Origin of the sequence: Acinetobacter pullicarnis, assembly GCF_006352475.1 — a bacterium.
In the GTDB taxonomy this organism is placed as follows: Bacteria; Pseudomonadota; Gammaproteobacteria; order Pseudomonadales; family Moraxellaceae; genus Acinetobacter; species Acinetobacter pullicarnis.
In genome coordinates, this window is sequence record NZ_VCMZ01000001.1 from 434,213 (window position 1) to 457,500 (window position 23,288).

The window sequence follows — 23,288 nt, forward strand, 5'->3', positions numbered from 1 at the left end:
CATGCATACCTCAACGACAAGTACCGCACCACTCGAAGTCTGGACCACACAAGCCCTCGCTGAAGCAACCCAAGGTCACTGGCATTTAGGGCGAATTCCGACGCAGCCCATAAAACGAATATTGACCGACTCACGTCATGCTGAATTGGGTGATGCCTTTTTAGCACTGAAAGGTGAGCGTTTTGATGCACATGATTTTATTGCACAAGTTGCGGTACAGGGCTGTGAACTGGCTATTGTAAGTCGACCTGTTGATGTGGATATTGCGCAATTGGTGGTTGCGGATACGCGCTTGGCTTTGGGGCAATTGGGTGCTTATCGCCGTGCACAGAATCGTCAGCTCAAAGTAATTGCTTTGACTGGGAGCAGTGGTAAAACCACGGTAAAAGAAATGCTCAGCAGTATTTTATCTCAGCAAGCACCAACATTGGTGACACGAGGCAATCTAAACAATGATTTGGGTGTGCCGATGATGCTGTTGGAACTGTGCCAGTCACATCAGTATGCAGTTATGGAACTCGGTGCAAGTCATCAAGGTGAGATTGACTATACTGCACAATTGGTTCAGCCAGACGTTGCAGGAATTTTAAATATCGGCACAGCACATTTGGGTGAGTTTGGTGGGCGTGATGGTATCTGCCGTGCAAAATCTGAAATTTATGCTCATCTTGATGCCCATGGAACTGCAATTATTCCGGCTCAAGACGATTATTACCCCCAGATAAAACAAACAGCTCAAGCTCATTCTCAGCTTAGTTTTGGCCCAGGTGGTGAGGTTTTCGCCACAGATATTGAACTTTTGCCACAGTCTTCGCAGTTTTTGTTGCATAGCCCAGCAGGGCAGGCGTGGGTCAGATTACCATTTGCAGGCTTGCACAATGTACGTAATGCCGAAGCTGCAGCCGCATTTGCTTTGGCAATTGGCATTGCGCTCGATGTGATCGTTAGTGGGCTGGATACGGCACAAGGTGCGAAAGGCCGTTTGAACTTTATACAAAAAAACAATTTCCTCTTTATCGATGATACTTATAATGCCAACCCAAGCTCTATGCGAGCTGCTGCTGATGTCTTGTCGCAACAAGCAGGCATTAAAGTGATGGTGATGGGGGATATTGGTGAACTTGGTGATGCAGCCTTCCAAGCGCATAAGGATCTTGGTCGAGATCTTGCCACCGTCGCACTGGACCATCTGATTGCCGTTGGTGAGTATTCCCAAGCAATGGCAGTGGGCGCAGCGCCAGATAAAATACAGGCTTTTTCAACACAAGCCGATGCTTTAATTTATTTAATAAAACTAGTCAAACAGGATCCAACACAACCTATGAGCTTTTTGTTTAAAGGCTCTCGTTTCATGCATATGGAAACGTTGATGACTGATTTGATGGAGAAACTTTAATGCTGTATTGGTTATTTGAACAACTCGCGGGCTATAACAGCTCGTTTCAAGTGGTTCGATATTTAACATTGCGTTCTTTGTTGAGCGTACTGACCGCCTTAACCATTGGTCTGGTCTTAGGCCCAATCATGATTCGTAAGCTACATGCATTAAAGTATGGGCAAGCGGTGAGTTCTTATGCTCCTGAAAATCATGCCAAAAAAATGGGTACACCAACCATGGGTGGTTTACTCATTTTGCTCTCCATCGGTTCGAGTACTTTGCTTTGGGCAGATCTATCTAATCCTTATGTTTGGATTGTCTTGGCGGTCATGGTGATCTTTGGTGCTGTGGGTTGGGCGGATGACTGGATTAAAATTCGCTATAAAGACAATGCCGGCTTACCTGCACGGAAGAAGTTTTTCTGGACATCTTTGGGTGCTTTGGGTGCTGGTATTGCGCTATACGTGATTGCGGATAATCAGCATAGTCCAGAACATACTGCGGACATGTTGGACTTACTGATTCCATTCTTTAAAAACCTCAGCATTCCTTTGTCTGCAATTCCAATGGGAATCGGCTTTATCTTGTTCACTTATTTGGTGATCAATGGTGCTTCGAATGCAGTCAACCTCACCGATGGCCTCGATGGTTTGGCGATTATGCCGATTGTCTTGGTTGCTGCGGGCTTAGGTGTTTTTGCTTACTTGGCAGGCGATACGCGTTTTGCTGAATATTTGCATATTCCCTATGTAAAATATGCCTCTGAGTTGGTGGTGATTTGTGCGGCAATGATTGGCGCAGGCTTGGCTTTCCTTTGGTATAATGCACATCCTGCACAAATCTTTATGGGTGATGTTGGGGCATTGGCACTGGGTGCAATGCTTGGAACGATTGCCGTAATGGTTCGCCAAGAAATCGTATTTGCGATTATGGGCGGTGTATTTGTGATTGAGGCCATATCCGTCTTTTTACAGATTGGCTCATTGCGGATGCGTAATAAGCGGGTGTTCTTGATGGCGCCGTTACATCATCATTATGAGAAAAAAGGCTGGCGTGAAACGCAAGTCGTGATCCGTTTCTGGATTATTACCATCATGTTGGTGGTACTGGGTTTGATGACATTAAAATTACGTTAAACTGGCGTAAAGTAAAATCGATATAAAAAGTCGGCATGTGCCGACTTTTTTATGCTTGGAGTAAATCATGAATGTACTGATGTGCCCGATCTGTGCACAGCGTTTACAGCGCGAAGACAAGCGTTGGTACTGTGACAACCAACATAGCTATGACGTGGCCAAACAGGGCTATGTGAATTTGCATGTGGTTCAGCATAAGCACAGCAAAACACCTGGTGATACCGTACTTTCAGTCGAAGCAAGACGTGCATTTTTACAGGGTGGTTTTTATCAGGCATTGCAACAGGCGGTGGTACAACGTCTTCGAGATTTAAAACTGGATTATGTTTTAGATATTGGTTGTGGTGAAGGCTATTACACCTCAGCGATGCAAGCTGAAGTGAAGCATTGTATTGGGGTCGATATTGCAAAAAATGCGGTACAAGTCGCTGCAAAACTCAATCCGCAAGTAACTTGGCTGGTGGGAACTGGTGCCGTTTTACCCGTGATGGATCAGTCTATTGACCTGTGTAGTAGTTTATTTAGCCCGATTCCAAAGCAAGAAATTTTAAGAGTGCTCAAGCCTAAGGGCTATTTGTTGGTGGTAACCCCAGCAGAACAGCATTTATATGCCATACGTGAAGCGCTATTTGACCAAGTAAATCCGCATCAGCCTGAAAAGTTTCTGCTTCAACTACAAGAAGAATTTGATTTAATTGAGCAGACTGTGGTGGATTCGACACTGCATTTGGAGCAGGCTCAACTGAAAAACCTGATCGCTATGACACCTTATGCCTATAAAGCCAAAGCAGAAAAACGTGAGTTATTGCAACAGCGTGAATCTTTAGAGGTGATGGCCAGTTTTCAAATTTATTTGTTTCAAAAAAAATAATTGGAATCAACGCCAATGCGCTAAAAAGCTTGTCTGCTCAAGCTTATATCGTAAAAAAACCAGCCATCGTGGGCTGGTTTTTTATCGCTCAAAAGAAGCTCAACAAAAGGTCTGGCGCTTATTGCACGTCGTTAATCAGATTTTCCAAAGAATCTCGTGCTGGCTTTGCTTCCTTTTTGGGAGCCGTTGGGGTAGGCGTCAAGCTTGGCTTGTTGCTGTCATCCCCTGGTAAATCTTCAAAGTCACTTGATGGTTTACGTGCAGGAACCACAGGTGCAGGTCGATAAATTGGACGCGCCAGTGGGAGTGAGTTTCGGTATTCATCTGCTTGTGTGTCAGCGTGATTACCCTCAGACGCCTGCGGTTGACCACGTTCTTCACGGGTTAATGGCGCACTGGCATTTTTGTCGAATTGAACCCAAGAGGATGGCGTGCCTTGTAAGGATTTATTCATAAATGACACCCAGATTGGCAAGGCAGCAATTCCTCCATATTCACGACGACCGAGTGTCGTCGGGCGGTCAAATCCAACCCAAGTCACTGTGACCAATTTACCATTAAAGCCTGCAAACCATGCATCTTTGGCGTCATTGGTGGTTCCGGTTTTACCTGCGATATCATCACGACCAATACTGAGTGCGGCACGGCCTGTACCATGCACAATTACATCACGTAAAATATTCGCCATTTCAAAGGCTGAACTCGACTTTAAGATCCGTTGTGCTTGGCGGTATTCACTTTGCTGTTCTTTGGTGAGTTTCTTGGTTTTTACTGTAGTATCAACTGCTTGGCTCGCACCTTGTTGAATGACTTCATCATCTGGCGTGGTGTGTTCAGGATCTGCGACAACAACCGGATTAGATTGTTCGCCAATACAGCGAATACACGCATATTCGGGTTTGTTTTCAAAGATGACTTTGCCATAGGCATCTTCAATACGGGTAATAAAGTGGGGTTGAACACGATAACCACCATTGGCAATGGCAGCATAACCTGTTGCCATTTGAATCGGGAGAACCTGCGGGGTACCCAGTGCAATGGTGTAGTTACGCGGGATTTGGTCATCTTGTAGGCCAAAATCAATCAGTAACTGACGGGCACGTTCAAGGCCAACACTTTGTAGCAGTCTGACGGAAACGGTATTCCGCGATAGATACAAGGCACGACGCAGTGGAATCATCCCCAGATAACGCCCATCGGAGTTCCGTGGTGACCAGCGACCAATGGTGATCGGTGCATCATCCACCATGGTATATGGGGTCATGCCACGCTCAAGTGCAAGCGAATAGACAAAGGGTTTAATGATTGAGCCCGGTTGACGCCAACCTTGAATCGCTCGGTTAAAGGTCGATTGATAGAAGTTATAACCACCAACAATAGCAACAATGGCACCATCATTTGGATCAATGGCAATCAATTGCCCCTGTACTTTGGGAATTTGAACCAAAGCCCATGAGGTTTTTTCTGAATTCGGTCTTAGGCGAATAATATCTTTGACTTTAACAATTTGACCCGCATTTGAGGGGGCGCCACCAACACTATTGGCATTGCGATAGGCGCGTGCCCAAGACATACCAGACCATGGAACGGTCACTTTACTGCCATCTTGTAGCAGGGCTTCAAAACTGTTGCTACTGACTTTAATGACTTCAGCTGGAAAGGTATTGGCATAGGCCATGAAGTCTTTTAGCGGTTTATCATGTGCTTCGGCACCTCGCCAGCCATGACGACGATCATAGTCTTCTAAACCTTTTTGTACCGCATCTTCAGCATATTGTTGGCGCTGGCTATTAATTGTGGTGTACACCTTATAGCCCGAATCGGTGGCTTGTTCACCAAACTTTTCCACCAATTCAGCACGGACCATTTCACCAACATAAGGGAATTTATTGTTGATGCTACGATCTGGCATTTGCAAATCAATTGGCTCTGCAACTGCCGTTTGATATTCATTTTGATTGATATAGCCCAGTTGTAACATTCGGCCTAAAATCCAATTGCGACGTTCAAGTGCGCGATCTGGATTAACGACAGGATTATATTTTGAGGGTGCTTTGGGCAGGCCTGCAATCATGGCCATCTGTGCGATGCTAAGTTCGTTTAAGTTCTTGTCATAATAAATTTTTGCTGCTGCGGCAATCCCATAGGCATTTTTACCGAGAAAGATTTTATTGACGTACAGCGCTAAAATATCTTCTTTGGATAAGTTTTGTTCGATTTTTCGTGCTAGGAATACTTCTGTCAACTTACGTTTTAGGGTTCGGTCTGCACTTAAATAATAATTCTTTGCCACCTGCATGGTGATGGTTGAACCACCTGTCTGCACGTTTGAACGCATTAATGTTTCACTCAGCGCACGGCCAAGGCTCTTAAAACTAATCCCACTATGCTCAAAAAATGAAGAATCTTCAGCCGCTAAAAAAGCCTGAATGAAGTGAGGTGGAATTTGTTTGTACTCAACAGGGACTGAAAGCTTACCGCCATATTCAGCAATTAACTGATTATCAGCTGAATATACTTGCAGCGGTTTGATCAATGGCGCTTTTTTGAGTGAGCTCATTTCAGGTAGGGATGGGGCAATATAGAGATACATGCCGTAGAAGCCCATAGGAATCGCGACCAAGAGCATAATGATCAGCAAAAAAAAGGGATGAATTGAACCTGAACGAGATAGCTTTTTCATAACAAGTAAGTTTTAATATGAGCTAATGGCAACGAATTGCTGGTCAGTATAACTTCTCATGTAATAGATTGTTAGATGAGAGTCAGTTCCTATAAAAAAATAAGACCAACAGCATTTCGTTTTTGTTATTGAGGATAACAAAGACTAGGAAAATATCGTGCTTAGACTATTTCGTAAGCAAAATAGGAAATTAATAGGTGTTGATATTAGTTCTACATCTGTAAAAATACTAGAGCTTTCTAAAAAAAATGATCGGTATTGGGTGGAAAGCTACGGTCTAAGTCCTTTGGTTGAAGGCAGTGTTGTCGAAAAAAATATTTTAAATCCAGAACTTGTCGCTGATGCACTTGAGCGTGCCATTCAAATTGCCAATCCTGAAGGCTTAAATATTGCAGTTGCAGTACCGACCTCCATGGTGATTCATAAAGTGATTGAAATGGATGCCGACCTTACAGACGATGAGCGTGAAGTCCAAATACGCCTAGATGCAGAACAGTACATTCCATTCCCCTTAGAAGAGGTCAGTCTCGATTTTGAAGTCTTGCCTGAACCAACTGATGATCCGAACCGAGTCAATGTCTTACTTGCAGCAACACGCACTGAAAATATCGATGCGCGCTTAGAAGTTTTGGAGTTGGCAAACTTAGATGCAGTGGTTGCTGACGTAGAGAGTTATGCCTTAGAGCGTTCTTTCGCGGTTTTTGCAGACTGTATGCCGATAGGAGTCAATACCGTGGGCATACTCGATATTGGCCACACCATGACCACCTTATCTGTATTGCATCATGGCCAAATCATTTATACCCGTGAGCATATTTTTGGGGGCAAGCAGCTTACTCAAGAAGTCCAAAACCGTTATGGGTTGTCCTATGAGGAAGCTGGCCGTGCTAAAAAAACTAAAAACTTACCCAGTGATTATGAAACTGAAGTATTAATTCCTTTTTTAGAGACGGTGGTGCAGCAAGCATCGCGATCTTTACAATTCTTTTTCTCCTCCACCTTATTTAATGATGTCGACCATTTGTTATTGGCCGGTGGAAATGCCAATATCGCAGGGCTATCCAAGTTGTTGGAACAGAAGTTGGGTTATCGTGTGACCATTGCCAATCCGTTTTTACAAATGGGTTTTTCACCGCAAATTGATCTCAAAAAAATTGAGAATGATGCGCCTTCTTTGATGGTGGCATGTGGTCTTGCCTTACGGTGTTTTGATTCATGAGTAAAATCAACTTACTTCCGTGGCGAGAACAGCAGAGAGAACAAAAGAAAAAAAAGTTTCTCGCAATGATGATCTTTAGCGCTATTTTTGCGGTGATGGGCGTTTTATTGGGCTGGTCATATTTTGCATATATATTAGATGATCAAGCGCAAGCCAATCAGCTTATTGAAAGCAGTAATCAAAGCTTAGATGTACAACTCAAAAATATTGAAGGTCTAAAAGAACAACGAAATGCCGTCATTGCACGTATGCAACTGATTCAAGGCTTACAGGGGCAACGCCCAATTACGGTACGGTTGGTTGATGAGCTGGTTCGGGTTACTCCACCAAATCTTTATTTCACTAAAATTAGCCGTGTAGAAGAACATTTTAGCCTTGAGGGCAAGGCTGACAATCCTCAAACTGTTGCTGAGTTGCTTCGAAATTTAGATGCCTCCGAATGGTATCGCAATGCTGGAATGAGTTCATTTGTTGCAGTGGATGAACATAAGTTCAAAGAAGTGCGCACGACAGTCCCTCGTCCTGAAGAAAATTATGGCAGTTTTGTGGTCACTGTCGATATTGGAGAAATCGCCAGTGTCATCATGCCTAAGGCCAAAGCGACGAAGGTAGCAAAATGAAGCGCGAGTCTGTCAAAACAGCTGAAACCGAAGAACTGGTGGTGAAAAAGTCAAAATTGACGATTGCTAAATTTTTTCAACAATTTAATACGCTCGACATGCAAGGCTATGGCGGCTGGCCGTTATCGGTAAAAATCACCTGTTGTCTATTTATATTTTTATTCGTCAGCTTATTGGGTTATTTTTTTGTGGTTCAACCTAAATTAAGTGCCATTGAAGCTGCTGAGGCACAGCAGCAGAGTTTATTGAGTGCCTATAAAGAAAAAGACTCAAAGCTTCGGAATTTAAAGCAATATCAAGATCAACTACAACAAATGGAGTCTAATTTTAATCAACAATTGGCGCAGCTACCCAAAGAGACTGAGATTCCAAGTTTGGTTGAGGATATTCATCAGTCAGCGCTGCAATCAGGCTTAAAGATTAAGAACATTCGTCTAGAAAATGAAATTCAACAAGATTTCTTTATTGAGCAACCGATTTTGATTGAGGCACAGGGCGATTACCATGCTTTTGGGCAGTTTGTCAGTACCTTGGCTGAGTTGCCACGTATTGTGACTTTACATGACTTTGTGATTAGCGCACAGGACATGAAGGGCAAAGCTGAGGTGCCGATTGTTGAGTATTCAATTAAGTCGAAAACCTATCGCTATGTAGGGCGCTCAGATCAAGCACAAGCAGATGACAACGTGAAGAAAACAAGTGCGGGACGATAAGATGAAGCACTTTCAAATGATTGCTGTAATGCTATTGGGGGGCATTTTAAACGGTTGCAGCTCCAAAATTGATGCAGTCAATTTTCAAATGGCGGATATTAACAATCAAGCACCCTTACCGGTTGAGGCTGCACCTGAATTTAAGGCCGTGCCGAAATTCCAATATGCAGCACAACCACTCAGGAATCCATTTTTACCCAACTCCATCGCCAATGAATTGAAAATGACTTCAAATAAGCGGGCAAAACCGAGCGTGTTGAGAGTCAAACAACCACTTGAGCAATTTATGCTTGAAACATTACAGATGAAAGGGACGTTGCAGATTGGCAGTGGTCGTCGCGTTGCTTTAATTAAAATGCCAGATGGACATTTGGAGCAAGTGCAGTTAGGTGATTACTTAGGATTAAATCAGGGTAAAATTATTAAAATATCGGAAACACAAATTGATTTGGTTGAACTAATTTCAGATGGACAGTCAGGATATATCGCCAGACCTCGGAGTTTACTGCTGATTCAACCTGTAGATTAATTGCGTTGAATGCAGCCGTTGCATGTATTAGGTTTCGTTAGCCTTCATGACTGTTCTCTATACTTCGCTAAACAGCACAATAGTGAAAATGAAAAAAATAAAATAAGCATCTAAGGGAGTATCAGGTAATGAATTTCAAATTGCGTCAAATCGTCTTGGCGATGGTTTCATACGCGATATTCACTACAGTTTCTGCTCAGGTGAATATAACCAAAATTCTGCCTGAATATAAGCCAGAGCAAGGCACTGAACTGCATATTATATTTGATGGTCTTCCTCCTGAGCCTCAGTCTTATCAGCTCGATCATCCCAAGCGCTTGGTTCTAGACTTTAAGGACAGCAAACAGCTCCTTAAACAGCAGACAATTGCACTGACAGGAGCGGAAGCCTCAAGTGTGACTTTAAGTGAAGATGTACAACGCACACGGCTCACCATCAATTTAGGACAGTTTCAAAGTTTTAGTCGACGAGTGGAAGGTAATCGTTTTATTTTGAAAATTAATCCTGTCACCGCCGTTGTGGCAGCGCCAGTGGTCGCTGCTAAACCGATTGTGGCTGGAGTGAGTCAGATTGATTTTCAGCGTGGCGAGCTGGGGGAAGCGCAAGTTGTTTTTGATTTACTGGGAACACATACTCCAATTGATATTCAACAGCAAGGCAATCAGGTGGTGGTTCGAGTGCTGAATCATCCATTGCCTACGTATCTGTTGAAACGCTTTAATGTGCAGGACTTTGCGACCTTGGTCAGTAATATCGAAGCACAGAATGAAGCAAATCATGGTGTGATTCGTATTCAAACACTAAAGCCTGCGGAATATATGGCTTATCAAGCAGACAATAAACTGTTGTTAAGCTTTAAAGATCCAGAAAATAAAAATGCAAAACAGCCATTGGGACAGGTTTATAACGGGAAGAAAATTTCTTTAGATTTTCAAGATATTGAAATACGTCGGGTATTACAGCTTTTGGCCGATTTTACGGGGATGAATGTAGTGACCTCCGATTCGGTGCAAGGCAATATTAGTTTAAAACTCAAAGATGTACCTTGGGATCAAGCACTTGATCTTATCTTAAAAACCAAAGGACTAGACAAGCGTCGCAATGGTAATGCGATTTGGATTGCGCCTGTAGCGGAGTTGATTAAGTCTGACGAAGATGAAGCCAAGGCGATGGCGCAGAGTAGTAAGTCTGCGGTTTTGCATACCGAATATATTCAATTGAAGTATGCCAAAGCAGTTGATATTGAAAAGTTAATTGTTCAGGGGCGCAATAGCAGCAGTGCGGCAGAACCGACAAAAACGGCATCAGGCAATGAGGTGCAAAATGACAACAATGGCAGTTTACTGAGTCCTAGGGGAACACTCTCCGTCGACTTACGTACCAATACCTTGATTGTGACGGATACTGCAAAAAAAATTGAACAGATTCAAAAAATGATTGATCAGCTGGATGTTGCAGTAAAGCAGGTCATGATTGAAGCCAGAATTGTACGCGCCACAACCGATTTCACCAAAGACATGGGGGTGAAATGGGGAATGATTTCTCGAAATAACGATGTGTTGATTGGCGGAAGTGATACCACTTTATGGGATCTGCGTAAATCCAATCAAAATGTTAAAACGATTGAATCAAATGAAAAAATTCAACATCCACAAAATCTCAATGTCGACCTTGGCGTGAGTACGCAGGGCGTGAGTCGAATTGCTTTTGGATTAATTAATATTTCAGACTTTATGCTCGATTTGGAGTTATCTGCTTTGCAAGCCGATGGTTATGGCGAAGTGATTTCGACACCGAAGGTGATGACCGCAGATAAACAGAAAGCCAAAGTCGCCTCAGGAAAAGAAGTGCCTTATCAAACCTATGGTGAGAATAACAGCGGTTCTCGAACTTCATTTAAGAGTGCATTGCTCAGTTTAGATGTGACCCCAAGCATTACACCCGATGGCAAAGTTCAGATGCAGCTGAATATCACCAGTGACTCACCAGGCGATACTGCACCGAATGGTGAAATTATTTTAAATAAGAACGAAATCAACACCAATGTGCTGGTCAGCAATGGTGAAACGGTGGTGCTTGGAGGGATCTTTCAACAAGAGACCCGCAATAAACAAACCCGAGTTCCAGTGCTTGGGAGTATTCCGATTATTGGTCGTTTATTCCGCCGAGATGAAAAATCTGATAATAAATCAGAACTGTTGATTTTCGTGACGCCAAGAATTGTTAATGACAGTCTTACAAGAAATCATTAATATGGTTTTAATCAAAGCAATAGAAAAGGTGACTCCTTGCTAAGCAATGAGTTTTGCAGTCTACCCAATATCTATCTGGTCGGGCCGATGGGCGCGGGGAAAACCACAGTAGGTCGGCATTTGGCGGATTTACTGAATCGGCAGTTCCTCGATAGTGACCATGAGATCGAACGTAAAACGGGTGCGAGTATTCCTTGGATTTTTGAAAAAGAAGGGGAAATGGGCTTTCGTAGTCGAGAAACTGCGGTGATTGACGAACTTACTGCGCAGTCGCATATGGTGGTTGCGACCGGTGGTGGGGCAGTCACTCAGGCAGAAAACCGCACTTTTCTGAAAAATCGTGGCATTGTGGTTTACCTTTATACGCCAGTTGAAATTCAATTACAGCGGACTTATCGCGATAAAAATCGACCCTTGTTGCAGGTGGAAAATCCTGAGCAAAAATTAAATGATCTTTTAAAAATTCGCGATCCGTTATACCGTGACGTCGCGCATTATATTATTGAAACCAATCAGGGCGCTGCTCGTGATCTGGCACATAAGATTTTGCAGTTGATTACCGCTTGAACACTTAAGTTTTTTATATTCAATTGATTTGCTTTATTGGCATAGGACATTATGCAGACTTTACATGTTGAACTTGGAGATCGACGTTATCCGATCTTTATTGGGAGCGATTTAGATTCACAACAATTACTTGCACCTTATATTTCGGGTAAGCAAGTGATGGTCGTGACCAATACCACGGTTGCCCCTTTATATCTTGAACATTATCTAGATGCTTTAACCGCATTGGGAAAAGTCGTATCGACCTGTGTTCTGCCAGATGGTGAACAATATAAAAATATCGAGCATTTGAATCTGATCTTTGATGCTTTATTGTCTGCAGGGTTTAACCGCGATTGTACCGTACTTGCCTTAGGGGGCGGTGTTATTGGTGATATGGCAGGCTTTGCCGCAGCATGTTTCCAACGTGGTGTGTATTTTGTTCAAGTACCGACAACATTGCTGTCTCAAGTAGATTCGAGTGTTGGTGGTAAAACAGGGATTAATCACCCACTTGGCAAAAATATGATTGGTGCCTTTCAGCAGCCTCAAGTGGTGTTGGCAGATATGTCCCACCTTAAAACCTTGCCAAAACGTGAGCTTTCTGCGGGCCTTGCTGAAATTATTAAATATGCACTGCTCGGTGATACCGAATTTCTGGTCTGGCTAGAACAGCACATGGAAAAATTGCTAGCAGGTGATCCGATTTTACTTGCTGAAGCGGTTTATCGCTCTTGCGCACACAAAGCACGAATTGTAGCCAGTGATGAGAAAGAGCAAGGTGAGCGCGCCTTATTGAACTTAGGTCATACCTTTGGTCATGCCATTGAATCTTATCTTGGTTATGGCAACTGGTTACATGGCGAAGCGGTTGCAACGGGGATGGTCATGGCAGCAGATTTGTCTGAGCGCATGGGATGGATCAGTACAGTAGATCTTGATCGCGTTAAAAAGATTATTCAATCTGCAGACTTACCAATCGTATGCCCTAAAATTCCATTGGATGAATTTTTAGCTTATATGGCACATGACAAAAAAGTCCTAAATGGCCAATTGCGCTTGGTGCTTCTCAAGCAGCTCGGTCAGGCGACAATTGGCAGTGATTTCGATGTTGAATCAATGCACCAAGCCATTCTCGCAAATCAGCAATAATTTCAAGGTAACTGCTTCATGACCCGAACACATTTAAATTGGCAAAATATTCGACACTATATTTGGTTGATTGGTGCTGTGCTATGTCTTGTTGCAGCCTTTATTTTCTGGGCTGTAACGGATGTTCGAGAATTGGTGATTGAAGAGGATCCGATTGAAGAAGTACAGGTGCAAATTCAGCCCGAAAAAGTGGCTGCCACAACTAATTTAGGCAGTCTAGAAAATGCGGTGCGACCTTTAGAAATGACCACACGTGTGGTGGCTTCGGGGAATCATGATCCAGAGTTTCGGGGAACTAAATTTCTACAAGCCAATCAAAAAAATTGGAGCATAGAACTGTTTCGCGTCACTGAGGAAGAAGTGATTAAGAATTTTTTATTGCAGCAACCTGATCGCAATAAATTTGTTTATTTTCGCTTAAGTGGTGAAAATCAAGCAGAACAATATGTTTTGGGTTATGGACTGTTCTCAAATGAGGTGCAAGTCAATACTGCATTATCACAGTTGAATATTAAACTGCCTGTATCCGTGAAGCCTGCACCGATTCAGTTCAGTCAATATATCGCTTTGGTTAACGATATGGGCAGTGAAGAGTTGGCGATCAATAAAGAACTGTATGAGGTCAAATTAAAACCGGCCGCATTACCAATTATTGATGAAACGATACTGGCACAAGTAAAGTCTGGGTTGGCCGCCATTGGCGCTGGTACAACCACCACCAAAACGACGGTGACGACTAAGGATGAACAAGGTAATGTGGTTGATGTACAACGCTCGCAGAGCACCGTTAAGCCACCGCTAGAGAATAAGCCGAAAGAATCAACCACGCCCAACAATGAAAAGAAAGCCAGCAATCACGAAGTTACAGATCCATTTAATTAAAAGTGATTGTCTAAGTACTAAAATGGCGCAAGCCAGATTAGTAAGAAAAATAAGCGCACCTTTGGGGTGCGCTTTTTATTTGGTGTATTATTTTTAGTGCAAAGAATTGAATATTTCTGATGTTTTTTAACGCGTTGATTACTTCTCAATTGTTGGCATATTTTTTGCTGTAATTGAGTACTAATTGGAAAATATGTCCCCATTTTGGCGCAAAAAACCTCTAATAGTATGTAATTTAAGAAGTTTTACTTGCTTTAAAAAAGTGCGAAATTTGTAAAGTCCATTTGCAATTAAAGTGAATACGAACTGGTACAGCATCCTCTGAGCGTGGTTTACTGGAACTACACATTTTGAATGACTGTTTGAGATCGTAAAAGTGAGATATTCAATGTTTAGCCCATAAAGGGCCTTTGTTAAAGAAGGGTACGCTATGCACATGCCATCGCCTAATACAGTAGCTCCCGCTCAAGGGTTATATCAACCGGATGAGTTTAAGGATAATTGTGGTTTCGGCCTAATCGCTCATATGCAAGGTGATGCAAGCCATCACTTGGTTAAGACCGCAATGCATAGTCTAAGTTGTATGACCCATCGTGGTGGGATTGCGGCGGATGGTAAGACGGGAGATGGTTGTGGTCTACTTTTGGCCATGCCAAAACAATTCTTCCGTGAAGAAGCGAAAAAGCTCAGTGATATTACCCTAAGTGAAATTTTTGCAGTGGGATCAGTATTTCTAAACTTAGATCCTGCTCTGGCGGCCCATTCAAGAAAAATATTAAATAAAGAAATTGAAGCTGAAGGCCTCAACGTTTTGGCTTGGCGGGTGATCCCAACCAATAACGATGCTTTGGGTGAAATTGCAATGCGGTCTTTGCCAGCTTTTGAGCAAGTCATTGTCAATTGCCCGATGGGGGTGAGCGAAGTTGAATTTAACCGTAAATTGTTTTTAGCACGTCGCCGTGCAGAGCAACAGTTGACGCAAGATTCGTATTTTTATGTGACCACACTCTGCTCAACCGTAATCAGCTATAAAGGCCTCATGATGCCTGAAGCGATTGCTGACTTTTATACCGATTTGGCCGATGAGCGTTTAGCATCGCATATTGTGGTTTTCCATCAACGTTTCTCGACCAATACCTTACCGCGTTGGCCATTGGCACAGCCTTTCCGTTATTTGGCACACAATGGCGAAATTAATACCATTACAGCAAATCGTAATTGGGCGATGGCACGCACCCCAAAATTTGAAAATCCATTGCTGCCAGGTTTAACTGAACTCAATCCAATCGTCAATCGTACTGGTTCAGATTCTTCAAGCCTCGACAATATGCTTGAAATCTTGGTCGGTGGTGGCATGGATCTGTTCCGTGCGCTGCGCATGTTGGTGCCACCAGCATGGCAGAATGTTGAAACCTTAGATGCTGATTTACGTGCATTTTATGAATTTAACTCAAAACACATGGAAGCTTGGGATGGTCCAGCAGGTCTGGTAATTCAAGATGGTCGGCATGCGATTTGTATGTTGGATCGAAATGGTTTACGCCCAGCACGTTGGGTGATTACCAAAAATGGCTATATTACACTGGCCTCTGAGATTGGGGTTTGGGGCTATGCACCTGAAGATGTTTTGTCCAAAGGCCGTGTAGGTCCAGGGCAAATCTTGGTGATTGATACCTTAACGGGCAAGCTGCTTGATACCAAAGATGTGAGCAATCATCTAAGTAAAATGCGTCCATACCGTGAGTGGCTGCGTGAACATTCGATTCGTGTGCAGGGAAGCCCTGAGTTAGAGGAATATTTATGTGATCAAGGCTTAAAAGGCGATGCTCTGAAAGCTGCACAGAAAATGTTTATGGTGACCTTTGAAGAGCGTGATCAATTGCTGCGACCGATTGCAGAAAGTGGTCAGGAAGCTGTGGGTTCAATGGGGGACGATACTCCAATGGCGGTACTTTCACGCCAAGTTCGCCATGTATCCGATTTCTTCCGTCAACAGTTTGCACAGGTAACCAATCCACCGATTGACCCATTACGTGAATCGATTGTGATGTCTTTGGAAACGTGTTTAGGCCGTGAACAAAATGTATTTGAGCAAAGCCCTGAACATGCTGATCGCCTCATCATTTCAAGCCCTGTGCTTTCAAACTCTAAAATGCACCAAATTCGTACGCTGGGTCGTACTGGCTATGAAACGATAGACATCGATTTAAATTATGCAGAAAGTGAAGGCTTAGCCGCTGCAATTCAACGAATTTGTGAAGTTTCTGCACAAGCCATCCGTGATGGAAAAACCTTGTTGGTCTTGTCCGATAAAAAAATTCGTGAAGGTTATTTGCCTGCCAGTGCGGTCATGGCAACGGGTGCAGTACATCACTATTTGATTCAACAAGGCTTACGTACCGATGCCAATATTATTGTTGAAACAGCGGTGGCACGTGATCCGCATCAGTTTGCCGTGATCTTGGGTTTTGGCGCAACCGCGATTTATCCATACTTGGCCTATGACGTGATTAATGACCTGATCGCTAAAGGGGAGCTGTTGGGTGATCCAATTCATGCCCAAGCCAATTTCCGTAAGGGAATTGAAAAAGGCTTGCTCAAAGTCTTGTCTAAAATGGGCATTTCAACGGTTGCCTCTTATCGTGGTGGGCAGTTGTTTGAAGCGGTCGGCTTATCCAATGAAGTGGTGGATACCTGTTTCACAGGGGTGCCAAGTCGTATTCAGGGGGCAACCTTTGTCGATATCGAAAATGATCAGAAAAAACTGGCTGAACTTGCATGGAAATCCCGTAAACCAATTGATCAAGGTGGCCTGCTGAAGTTTGTGTTTGGTAAGGAATATCATGCCTTTAATCCAGATGTGATCAACTCCCTGCATCAAGCGGTGCGGACTGGAAACTATGCAGATTTTAAAGCCTATGCTGAGCTCGTAAATACGCGTCCGATCGCCACCATCCGTGATTTATTTAAACTAAAAACGGATCAACCGATTGCACTTGATGCGGTTGAGTCAGTTGAAGCGATTTTACCAAGATTTGACTCTGCTGGGATGTCACTCGGTGCCTTGTCACCTGAAGCACATGAAGCCATTGCGATTGCGATGAATACCATTGGTGGGCGCTCAAACTCTGGTGAGGGTGGTGAAGATCCTGCACGTTATGGCACCATTCGTAACTCTAAAATTAAGCAAATTGCCTCAGGTCGTTTTGGGGTCACGCCAGCCTATTTGATGTCCGCTGAAGTACTACAGATTAAAGTTGCCCAAGGAGCAAAACCCGGTGAAGGTGGCCAGTTACCTGGAGGTAAGGTCAATGGTTTAATTGCACGGTTACGGTATTCAGTACCCGGTGTAACCCTGATTTCACCGCCACCGCACCATGATATTTATTCGATTGAAGATTTATCACAGCTGATTTTTGACTTAAAGCAAGTCAATCCGAAAGCCATGGTTTCAGTCAAACTGGTGTCAGAGCCGGGTGTGGGCACCATTGCTGCTGGGGTGGCCAAAGCCTATGCTGATTTTATTACCATTTCAGGTTATGACGGTGGTACGGCTGCATCGCCATTGTCCTCAATTCACCATGCCGGTTCACCGTGGGAATTGGGCTTGGCAGAAGCACATCAAGCCTTACGTGTGAATGATTTGCGTGGCAAAGTTCGTGTACAAACCGATGGTGGTTTAAAAACTGGCCTTGATGTGGTGAAAGCTGCCATTTTAGGGGCAGAGAGTTTTGGTTTTGGTTCAACTCCGATGATCGCATTAGGCTGTAAATACTTGCGAATCTGCCATTTAAATAACTGTGCAACTGGCGTGGCAACTCAACAGGACCATTTACGTCAAGAGCATTATATTGGCGAACCCGAAATGTTGATTAACTTCTTCCACTTTATTGCAGAGGAAACCCGTGAATGGCTTGCAGCACTGGGTGTCTCACGTTTGGCTGATTTGATCGGGCGTACCGACTTACTTGAAGTGTTACCGGGTGATACTGACAAACACGCACATTTAGATTTGAGCGCTTTGCTGCAGTCACATCCTTCAGCAGAGGGTAAAGCGCAGTACTGCCAAGTACAAGGCAATGCACCATTTGATAAAGGCATTTTGGCAGAGAAAATGGTGGCAGAGATGTTGCCAGCGATTGAAGCAGAAACAGGCGGTGAATATCACTTTAGCATTGGTAACTGTGATCGCTCAATTGGTGCGCGTATTTCTGGTGAGATTGCCAGCCGTTATGGCAATCTGAGTATGGAAGCGCATCCCGTTAAAGTGAACCTGAAAGGGACTGCGGGTCAGTCGCTTGGGGTTTGGAATGCCGGTGGTTTGCATATCAAACTTGAGGGTGATGCCAATGACTATGTTGGTAAAGGCATGGCAGGCGGGCGTCTCTCAATTTTCCCACCTAAAGGTTCGCCGTTCCAAACTCAAAACACTGCGATTATTGGCAATACCTGTTTATACGGTGCAACTGGCGGTAAAGTCTTTGCTGCGGGCACTGCAGGTGAACGTTTTGCGGTACGTAACTCCGGTGCTTTTGCGGTGATTGAAGGGGCGGGTGATCACTGCTGCGAATATATGACGGGTGGTATTGTGACGGTATTGGGTAAAGTTGGACATAATTTTGGTGCAGGCATGACCGGTGGTTTCGCCTATGTGCTCGATTTGGACAATGACTTCGTCGATCATTACAATCATGAACTGATTGAGTTAAATCGCATCTCGACCGAAGTCATGGAAGAGCATCAAGAGTTTCTGATGCGGATTCTCGATGAACATATTCAAGAAACTGGGAGTGCTTGGGCCTATAAGATCCGCAATGAGTTTGATTTTTATAGCCGTAAATTTTGGTTGGTCAAACCCAAAGCTGCCAATTTACAAACGCTGTTAAAAGCCACTCAAGCCGATCCACAATAATTCCACGACCCTGATTTTAGGCAGGTGTGGATAACTGTTTGGTTATCCACACTGACCCACGGAGAGAAACATGGCAGAGCGCCTAAGTAATGACTTTCAATTTTTGGATGTCGCTAGACAAGATCCAGAGAAAAAAGATCTGGTCGTCCGCAAAGCAGAGTTTGTGGAAATTTATAAACCGTTTACAGCAGAGATCGCGGCAAATCAAAGCCATCGCTGTTTGGGCTGTGGTAATCCCTATTGTGAATGGAAATGTCCGGTACACAACTATATTCCCAACTGGCTCAAACTAATTGCGGAAGGGCGGATTTTCCAAGCTGCAGAATTATGCCATCAAACCAATACTTTGCCAGAAGTCTGTGGGCGTGTTTGTCCGCAAGACCGTTTATGTGAGGGGGCTTGTACCCTCAATGACGGTTTTGGTGCGGTGACCATTGGTAATGCGGAAAAATATATTAATGATACGGCTTTTGCATTGGGTTGGCGTCCAGATATGTCTCATGTGCAATGGACCGACAAGAAAGTTGCGATTATTGGTGCAGGCCCAGCCGGTCTCGGCTGTGCTGATATTTTGGTGCGCGCAGGTGTGAAACCAGTGGTCTTTGATAAACGTCCTGAGATTGGAGGCTTACTGACTTTTGGTATTCCAGAATTCAAGATGGAAAAAGACGTGATGAAGCGTCGCCGTGAAATCTTTAGTGGGATGGGCATTGAATTCCGTCTCAATACTGAAATCGGCAAAGACATTAGTATCGAAGAATTACTTGCAGATTATGATGCGGTGTTTATGGGGATGGGCACCTATACTTATATGAAAGGTGGCTTTGCTGGTGAAGAACTAGATGGCGTACATGATGCCTTAGATTTTCTCATTGCCAACGTCAATCGTACCCAAGGCTGGGAAGTGGATGCCAGTGATTACATCAGTGTTGAAGGCAAAAAAGTGATTGTACTGGGTGGCGGTGATACGGCAATGGATTGTAATCGCAGTTCAATTCGTCAAGGTGCAGCAGAAGTCAGTTGTGCTTATCGCCGTGATGAGGCCAATATGCCAGGTTCACGTCGCGAAGTGACCAATGCCCGTGAGGAAGGAGTGAACTTCCTGTTTAACCGTCAACCGATTGAGATTGTCGGTGAAAATGGCAAAGTCACTGGGGTCAAAGTCGTAACCACACAGTTGGGTGAGCCAGATAGCCGTGGTCGTCGTAGTCCAGAGCCAATCCCAGGATCAGAAGAAATTTTAGCGGCAGATTGTGTATTGTTGGCCTTTGGTTTCCGTGCCAGCCCAGCAGATTGGTTTGCTGGTAGTGATATTCAGGTCGATGGATCAGGTCGTGTGCTTGCTGCAGAGCAACAAACCTATAAATTCCAGACCTCCAACCCGAAAGTGTTTGCTGGTGGAGATATGGTGCGTGGTTCTGATTTGGTGGTGACTGCCATTTGGGAAGGTCGCCAAGCAGCGGAAGGCATCTTGGATTATCTTGATCTCTAAGTAAGTCATCACTGGACTTTAAACAATCCGCCCAGCGATACACTGAGGCTCGTAATTGAATTACGAGCCTTTTTCTTTGGGGAAGGGCAAGGCCTCCAGAAAGTTCTGTTGCAAAATAGAGCTGTCATTGCTATTCCAAATACAATAGGTCTCTGAACGAATACTGTTGTCGTTAATTTTAATAAAGCAGGTGTTTTCCTTTTTCAGGTTCTGCATGGATTGCGGCACCAAAGCAATGCCAAGCCCCGCCTCGACAACCTCGACAATGGTGAGCCAATTGTGAATCTCATGTGCAATATACGGGCTAAAACCCGCATTCACGCAGATACTGGTAATCTTATCGTGATAGTGCGGTGCGACTGAACGCGGAAACAGCACAAAATTTTCATTTTCCAACAAGGCTAAATCAATCACGGGTTCGGAGGCCAGTGGATGGCTTTTCGGTAGGCAGCAAACAAAGTCCTCTGACATGAGCAGTCGATAGACGATATCGGGCTCTGAATTTAAACTATGCACGAAACCTATATTAATTTGCTCTTGTTTTAAAGCTTGAGTTTGTTCGGATGAATTCATTTCTTTGAGCAGCACCTTAATATGCGGATGCTGTAATTGAAATGCGTTAATCACATTATTTAAACCACGCAGCAGCATTGAACTGCCGAAACCAATACGTAAATTACCGAGCATACCGCGCGCAACCCGTTTACCAATTTGACGCATATCCTCAGAATGCCTTAATAAGGTTAAAGCCTCTTTATAAAATAATGCACCGGCATCGGTAAGTGCCACGGTTTTGTTGTTGCGAATAAAAAGAGAGAATCCTAAGTTGCTCTCAAGCTGTTGAATACTCATGCTAAGCGGGGGTTGAGAAATATGTAAGCGTTTTGCTGCACGACCAAAATGTAATTCCTCAGCCACCATTACAAAGTATTTAAGGTGTTTTAAGTTCATTGCTATTTTCCCGACATCATCGTCGCTTTAAATAAGTTCTAAGACGTTGTTCGCCATAATTGGTTATTAATAGTTTGTGATGCAGTCGATATATTTTATATATCACGTGATGCATATTATATATTTTACTTCATTTAGCAAGCTTCATAATCTGACCTACTCCAAGGCTATAATCAAATAATCGGGTAGAAGCTGGATATGGGTAATTTAAGTATAGTGCAACATATTGATGTTAGTAATAATATTCCAGATCGACATGGTCAAAACTTTTTTAGAGAAGATCCGAACTTTCAACAACTGCTAAAAATTTATTTACCAGCTGACTTATATCAGCACCTATTACCGCACTTTGAAAAATTGGGCGCGGATCTGGGCAGTACTCTGGATGACTTGGCATTAAGTGCAGACAAAAATCCACCAACGTTACAGTATCGTAATCGCCAAGGCTTTGATGAGCAAAAAGTTAATAAACATCCCGATTATATTGAGCTGGAAAAGAAAGCGTACATCGATTTGAATTTGGCAAGTATGTCACATAGAGAAGGTGCATTTGGTTGGAATGACGTTATGCCGCCTATGGTCAAATATGCCATGACCTACTTATTTGTGCAGGCTGAATTTGGTTTGTGTTGTCCAGTCAGTATGACGGACTCATTGACGATGACCATGTGCAAATACGCGTCAAAAGAAATTATTGATAAATACCTACCCAATTTAACCAGCGCTGATTTTGATGAATTGACTCAAGGTGCCATGTTTATTACTGAACAGGGTGCGGGTTCTGATGTTTCTCAAATTACGACGGTTGCACATGAGAAAGACGGGAAATGGTATTTAACAGGAGACAAATGGTTCTGTTCAAACCCTGATGCTGGTGTCGCGATGGTGCTTGCACATGTTGAGGGTGCACCAGCGGGAATGAAAGGTTTGGGCTTATTCTTGATGCCGAAACTACTCGATAATGGCAAGCACAATCATTATGAAATCTTACGTTTAAAAGACAAGATGGGCTCACGCTCCATGGCCAGTGGTGAAATTTCACTGCAAGGTGCAGAGGCGCATTTACTCGGTGAGATTGGTCGTGGTTTCCAACAGATGGCAGACATGATCAACTGGTCGCGACTTTCAAATGGTGTTCGTGCCGCAGGCTTAATGCGTCGTTCAGTCGGTGAAGCGCTGTATATCTGTAAAAACCGTCATGCCTTTGGCAAGACCTTGCAAGATTTGCCGTTGCAAAGAAAGCAATTGCTAAAAATGATGTTGCCGAGTGAACAAGCCAAAACCATGGTGCTACATACTGCACGCGTATTGAATTTGTCGAAGCTTGGCAATGCACAGGCCTTGAAATGTATTCGTATTTTAACGCCATTGATTAAGTTCCGCGCCTGCCGTGATGCACGTAAAGTTACAGGCGATGCGATGGAAGTCCGTGGTGGTTGTGGGTTTATTGAAGAATGGTCAGATGCACGTATTGTTCGAGATGCACATTTGGGTTCAATCTGGGAAGGTACCAGTAATATTGTGGCGCTCGATGTGATTCGTGCCGTTGAACGTGCCGAAGCCTTGCCTGATTTGAAAGCTTATCTGTTGCACTTGTTGAGTCATGAAAAAATACCAGCGATTTCTCGTCAGGTACTAACCCACAAGTTACTTGAAGTTGAGCAGTTTATTCTCAATATTGTTGCTGAGAAAAATCAATCAGATACGCGTAAAGCGGCTTCTGCACTTTATAACATTTGCACTGCAATTATGATGGCTTGGGAAGCAGTACAACTTGAAGATCATTGGCAGCGTTTGGCTTGGGCACATTTGGTGATCAAATATAAATTGAGCCCAGTACATCCATTTGCACGTGATCATAACACGCAGCTTGATGTGGTGTTATCGACATTAATTCAACAAGACAGCGTTAATTTAGAGCAAGCAATGTCAATTATTGCCTAAGCAGGGAG

The 23,288-nt window shown here is 43.7% G+C and carries 16 protein-coding genes; 14 read left to right on the plus strand and 2 right to left on the minus strand.

The annotated features are described in order from the left end of the window. Window position 1: 1 nt before the first annotated feature. From FD716_RS01885 to FD716_RS01895, 3 genes are all read left to right on the plus strand, one after another. Complete coding sequence (locus FD716_RS01885) at window positions 2-1,396, plus strand: UDP-N-acetylmuramoyl-tripeptide--D-alanyl-D-alanine ligase (protein ID WP_139850678.1); 1,395 nt, start codon at window positions 2-4, stop codon at window positions 1,394-1,396. Then, window positions 1,396-2,514, plus strand: coding sequence for a phospho-N-acetylmuramoyl-pentapeptide-transferase (gene mraY, locus FD716_RS01890; protein ID WP_139850679.1), 1,119 nt, complete (start codon window positions 1,396-1,398; stop codon window positions 2,512-2,514). The genes FD716_RS01885 and mraY overlap by 1 nt, the downstream gene beginning before the upstream one ends. A 67-nt stretch (window positions 2,515-2,581) precedes the next feature. Continuing rightward, window positions 2,582-3,385, plus strand: coding sequence for a putative RNA methyltransferase (locus FD716_RS01895; protein ID WP_139850680.1), 804 nt, complete (start codon window positions 2,582-2,584; stop codon window positions 3,383-3,385). A 118-nt stretch (window positions 3,386-3,503) separates the two neighbouring features. Here the strand turns inward: FD716_RS01895 and ponA are convergent, their stop codons facing one another. Further along, complete coding sequence (gene ponA / locus FD716_RS01900; RefSeq protein ID WP_139850681.1) at window positions 3,504-6,068, minus strand: penicillin-binding protein PBP1a; 2,565 nt, start codon at window positions 6,066-6,068, stop codon at window positions 3,504-3,506. 157 nt (window positions 6,069-6,225) lie between these two features. Between ponA and FD716_RS01905 the strand changes: the two genes are divergently transcribed. The 10 genes from FD716_RS01905 (at window position 6,226) to FD716_RS01950 (ending at window position 20,385) form a co-directional block, all read left to right on the plus strand. Continuing rightward, window positions 6,226-7,287, plus strand: a complete 1,062-nt coding sequence (locus FD716_RS01905; protein ID WP_139850682.1) for a pilus assembly protein PilM — start codon at window positions 6,226-6,228, stop codon at window positions 7,285-7,287. Then, complete coding sequence (locus FD716_RS01910; RefSeq protein WP_139850683.1) at window positions 7,284-7,907, plus strand: PilN domain-containing protein; 624 nt, start codon at window positions 7,284-7,286, stop codon at window positions 7,905-7,907. The genes FD716_RS01905 and FD716_RS01910 overlap by 4 nt, the downstream gene beginning before the upstream one ends. After that, complete coding sequence (locus tag FD716_RS01915) at window positions 7,904-8,620, plus strand: type IV pilus inner membrane component PilO (RefSeq protein ID WP_139850684.1); 717 nt, start codon at window positions 7,904-7,906, stop codon at window positions 8,618-8,620. Before FD716_RS01910 ends, FD716_RS01915 begins: the two co-directional genes overlap by 4 nt. A gap of 1 nt (window position 8,621) precedes the next feature. Continuing rightward, window positions 8,622-9,149 (plus strand): pilus assembly protein PilP, encoded by a 528-nt coding sequence (locus tag FD716_RS01920; RefSeq protein WP_139850685.1) that lies wholly within the window; start codon window positions 8,622-8,624, stop codon window positions 9,147-9,149. 128 nt (window positions 9,150-9,277) lie between these two features. Further along, window positions 9,278-11,401 (plus strand): type IV pilus secretin PilQ, encoded by a 2,124-nt coding sequence (locus FD716_RS01925; protein ID WP_139850686.1) that lies wholly within the window; start codon window positions 9,278-9,280, stop codon window positions 11,399-11,401. 36 nt (window positions 11,402-11,437) lie between these two features. Continuing rightward, on the plus strand, window positions 11,438-11,968 hold the full coding sequence (aroK, locus tag FD716_RS01930) for a shikimate kinase AroK (RefSeq protein ID WP_139850687.1): 531 nt from the start codon (window positions 11,438-11,440) through the stop codon (window positions 11,966-11,968). A gap of 51 nt (window positions 11,969-12,019) precedes the next feature. Then, entirely contained in the window at window positions 12,020-13,099 is a 1,080-nt protein-coding gene (gene aroB, locus FD716_RS01935) for a 3-dehydroquinate synthase (RefSeq protein ID WP_139850688.1), read from the plus strand. Between the two features lie 18 nt (window positions 13,100-13,117). Further along, complete coding sequence (locus FD716_RS01940) at window positions 13,118-13,981, plus strand: hypothetical protein (protein ID WP_139850689.1); 864 nt, start codon at window positions 13,118-13,120, stop codon at window positions 13,979-13,981. A gap of 436 nt (window positions 13,982-14,417) precedes the next feature. Continuing rightward, on the plus strand, window positions 14,418-18,893 hold the full coding sequence (gltB, locus tag FD716_RS01945) for a glutamate synthase large subunit (protein ID WP_171476976.1): 4,476 nt from the start codon (window positions 14,418-14,420) through the stop codon (window positions 18,891-18,893). A 70-nt stretch (window positions 18,894-18,963) separates the two neighbouring features. After that, window positions 18,964-20,385: an FAD-dependent oxidoreductase gene (locus tag FD716_RS01950; RefSeq protein WP_139850691.1), complete on the plus strand. Its 1,422-nt coding sequence runs from the start codon at window positions 18,964-18,966 to the stop codon at window positions 20,383-20,385. A gap of 60 nt (window positions 20,386-20,445) precedes the next feature. Here FD716_RS01950 and FD716_RS01955 read toward each other — a convergent pair whose 3' ends face one another. Then, window positions 20,446-21,336 (minus strand): LysR family transcriptional regulator, encoded by an 891-nt coding sequence (locus FD716_RS01955; RefSeq protein WP_139850692.1) that lies wholly within the window; start codon window positions 21,334-21,336, stop codon window positions 20,446-20,448. 198 nt (window positions 21,337-21,534) lie between these two features. On the opposite strand from FD716_RS01955, the gene FD716_RS01960 reads away from it, so the two are divergent. Beyond that, a complete protein-coding gene (locus FD716_RS01960) occupies window positions 21,535-23,280 on the plus strand; it encodes an acyl-CoA dehydrogenase family protein (RefSeq protein ID WP_139850693.1) in 1,746 nt (581 codons plus the stop codon). The last annotated feature ends 8 nt before the right edge of the window (window positions 23,281-23,288 follow it).

What these genes read in the sequence shown, in the direction of transcription:
- FD716_RS01920 (WP_139850685.1), top strand. Translation starts at nt 8,622, where the DNA reads ATGAAGCACTTTCAAATGATTGCTGTAATGCTATTGGGGGGCATTTTA.
- FD716_RS01915 (WP_139850684.1), top strand. Translation starts at nt 7,904, where the DNA reads ATGAAGCGCGAGTCTGTCAAAACAGCTGAAACCGAAGAACTGGTGGTG.
- FD716_RS01960 (WP_139850693.1), top strand. Translation starts at nt 21,535, where the DNA reads ATGGGTAATTTAAGTATAGTGCAACATATTGATGTTAGTAATAATATT.
- FD716_RS01950 (WP_139850691.1), top strand. Translation starts at nt 18,964, where the DNA reads ATGGCAGAGCGCCTAAGTAATGACTTTCAATTTTTGGATGTCGCTAGA.
- FD716_RS01925 (WP_139850686.1), top strand. Translation starts at nt 9,278, where the DNA reads ATGAATTTCAAATTGCGTCAAATCGTCTTGGCGATGGTTTCATACGCG.
- FD716_RS01885 (WP_139850678.1), top strand. Translation starts at nt 2, where the DNA reads ATGCATACCTCAACGACAAGTACCGCACCACTCGAAGTCTGGACCACA.
- gltB (WP_171476976.1), top strand. Translation starts at nt 14,418, where the DNA reads ATGCCATCGCCTAATACAGTAGCTCCCGCTCAAGGGTTATATCAACCG.
- FD716_RS01895 (WP_139850680.1), top strand. Translation starts at nt 2,582, where the DNA reads ATGAATGTACTGATGTGCCCGATCTGTGCACAGCGTTTACAGCGCGAA.
- ponA (WP_139850681.1), bottom strand. Translation starts at nt 6,068, where the DNA reads ATGAAAAAGCTATCTCGTTCAGGTTCAATTCATCCCTTTTTTTTGCTG.
- FD716_RS01940 (WP_139850689.1), top strand. Translation starts at nt 13,118, where the DNA reads ATGACCCGAACACATTTAAATTGGCAAAATATTCGACACTATATTTGG.
- FD716_RS01955 (WP_139850692.1), bottom strand. Translation starts at nt 21,336, where the DNA reads ATGAACTTAAAACACCTTAAATACTTTGTAATGGTGGCTGAGGAATTA.
- FD716_RS01910 (WP_139850683.1), top strand. Translation starts at nt 7,284, where the DNA reads ATGAGTAAAATCAACTTACTTCCGTGGCGAGAACAGCAGAGAGAACAA.
- mraY (WP_139850679.1), top strand. Translation starts at nt 1,396, where the DNA reads ATGCTGTATTGGTTATTTGAACAACTCGCGGGCTATAACAGCTCGTTT.
- aroB (WP_139850688.1), top strand. Translation starts at nt 12,020, where the DNA reads ATGCAGACTTTACATGTTGAACTTGGAGATCGACGTTATCCGATCTTT.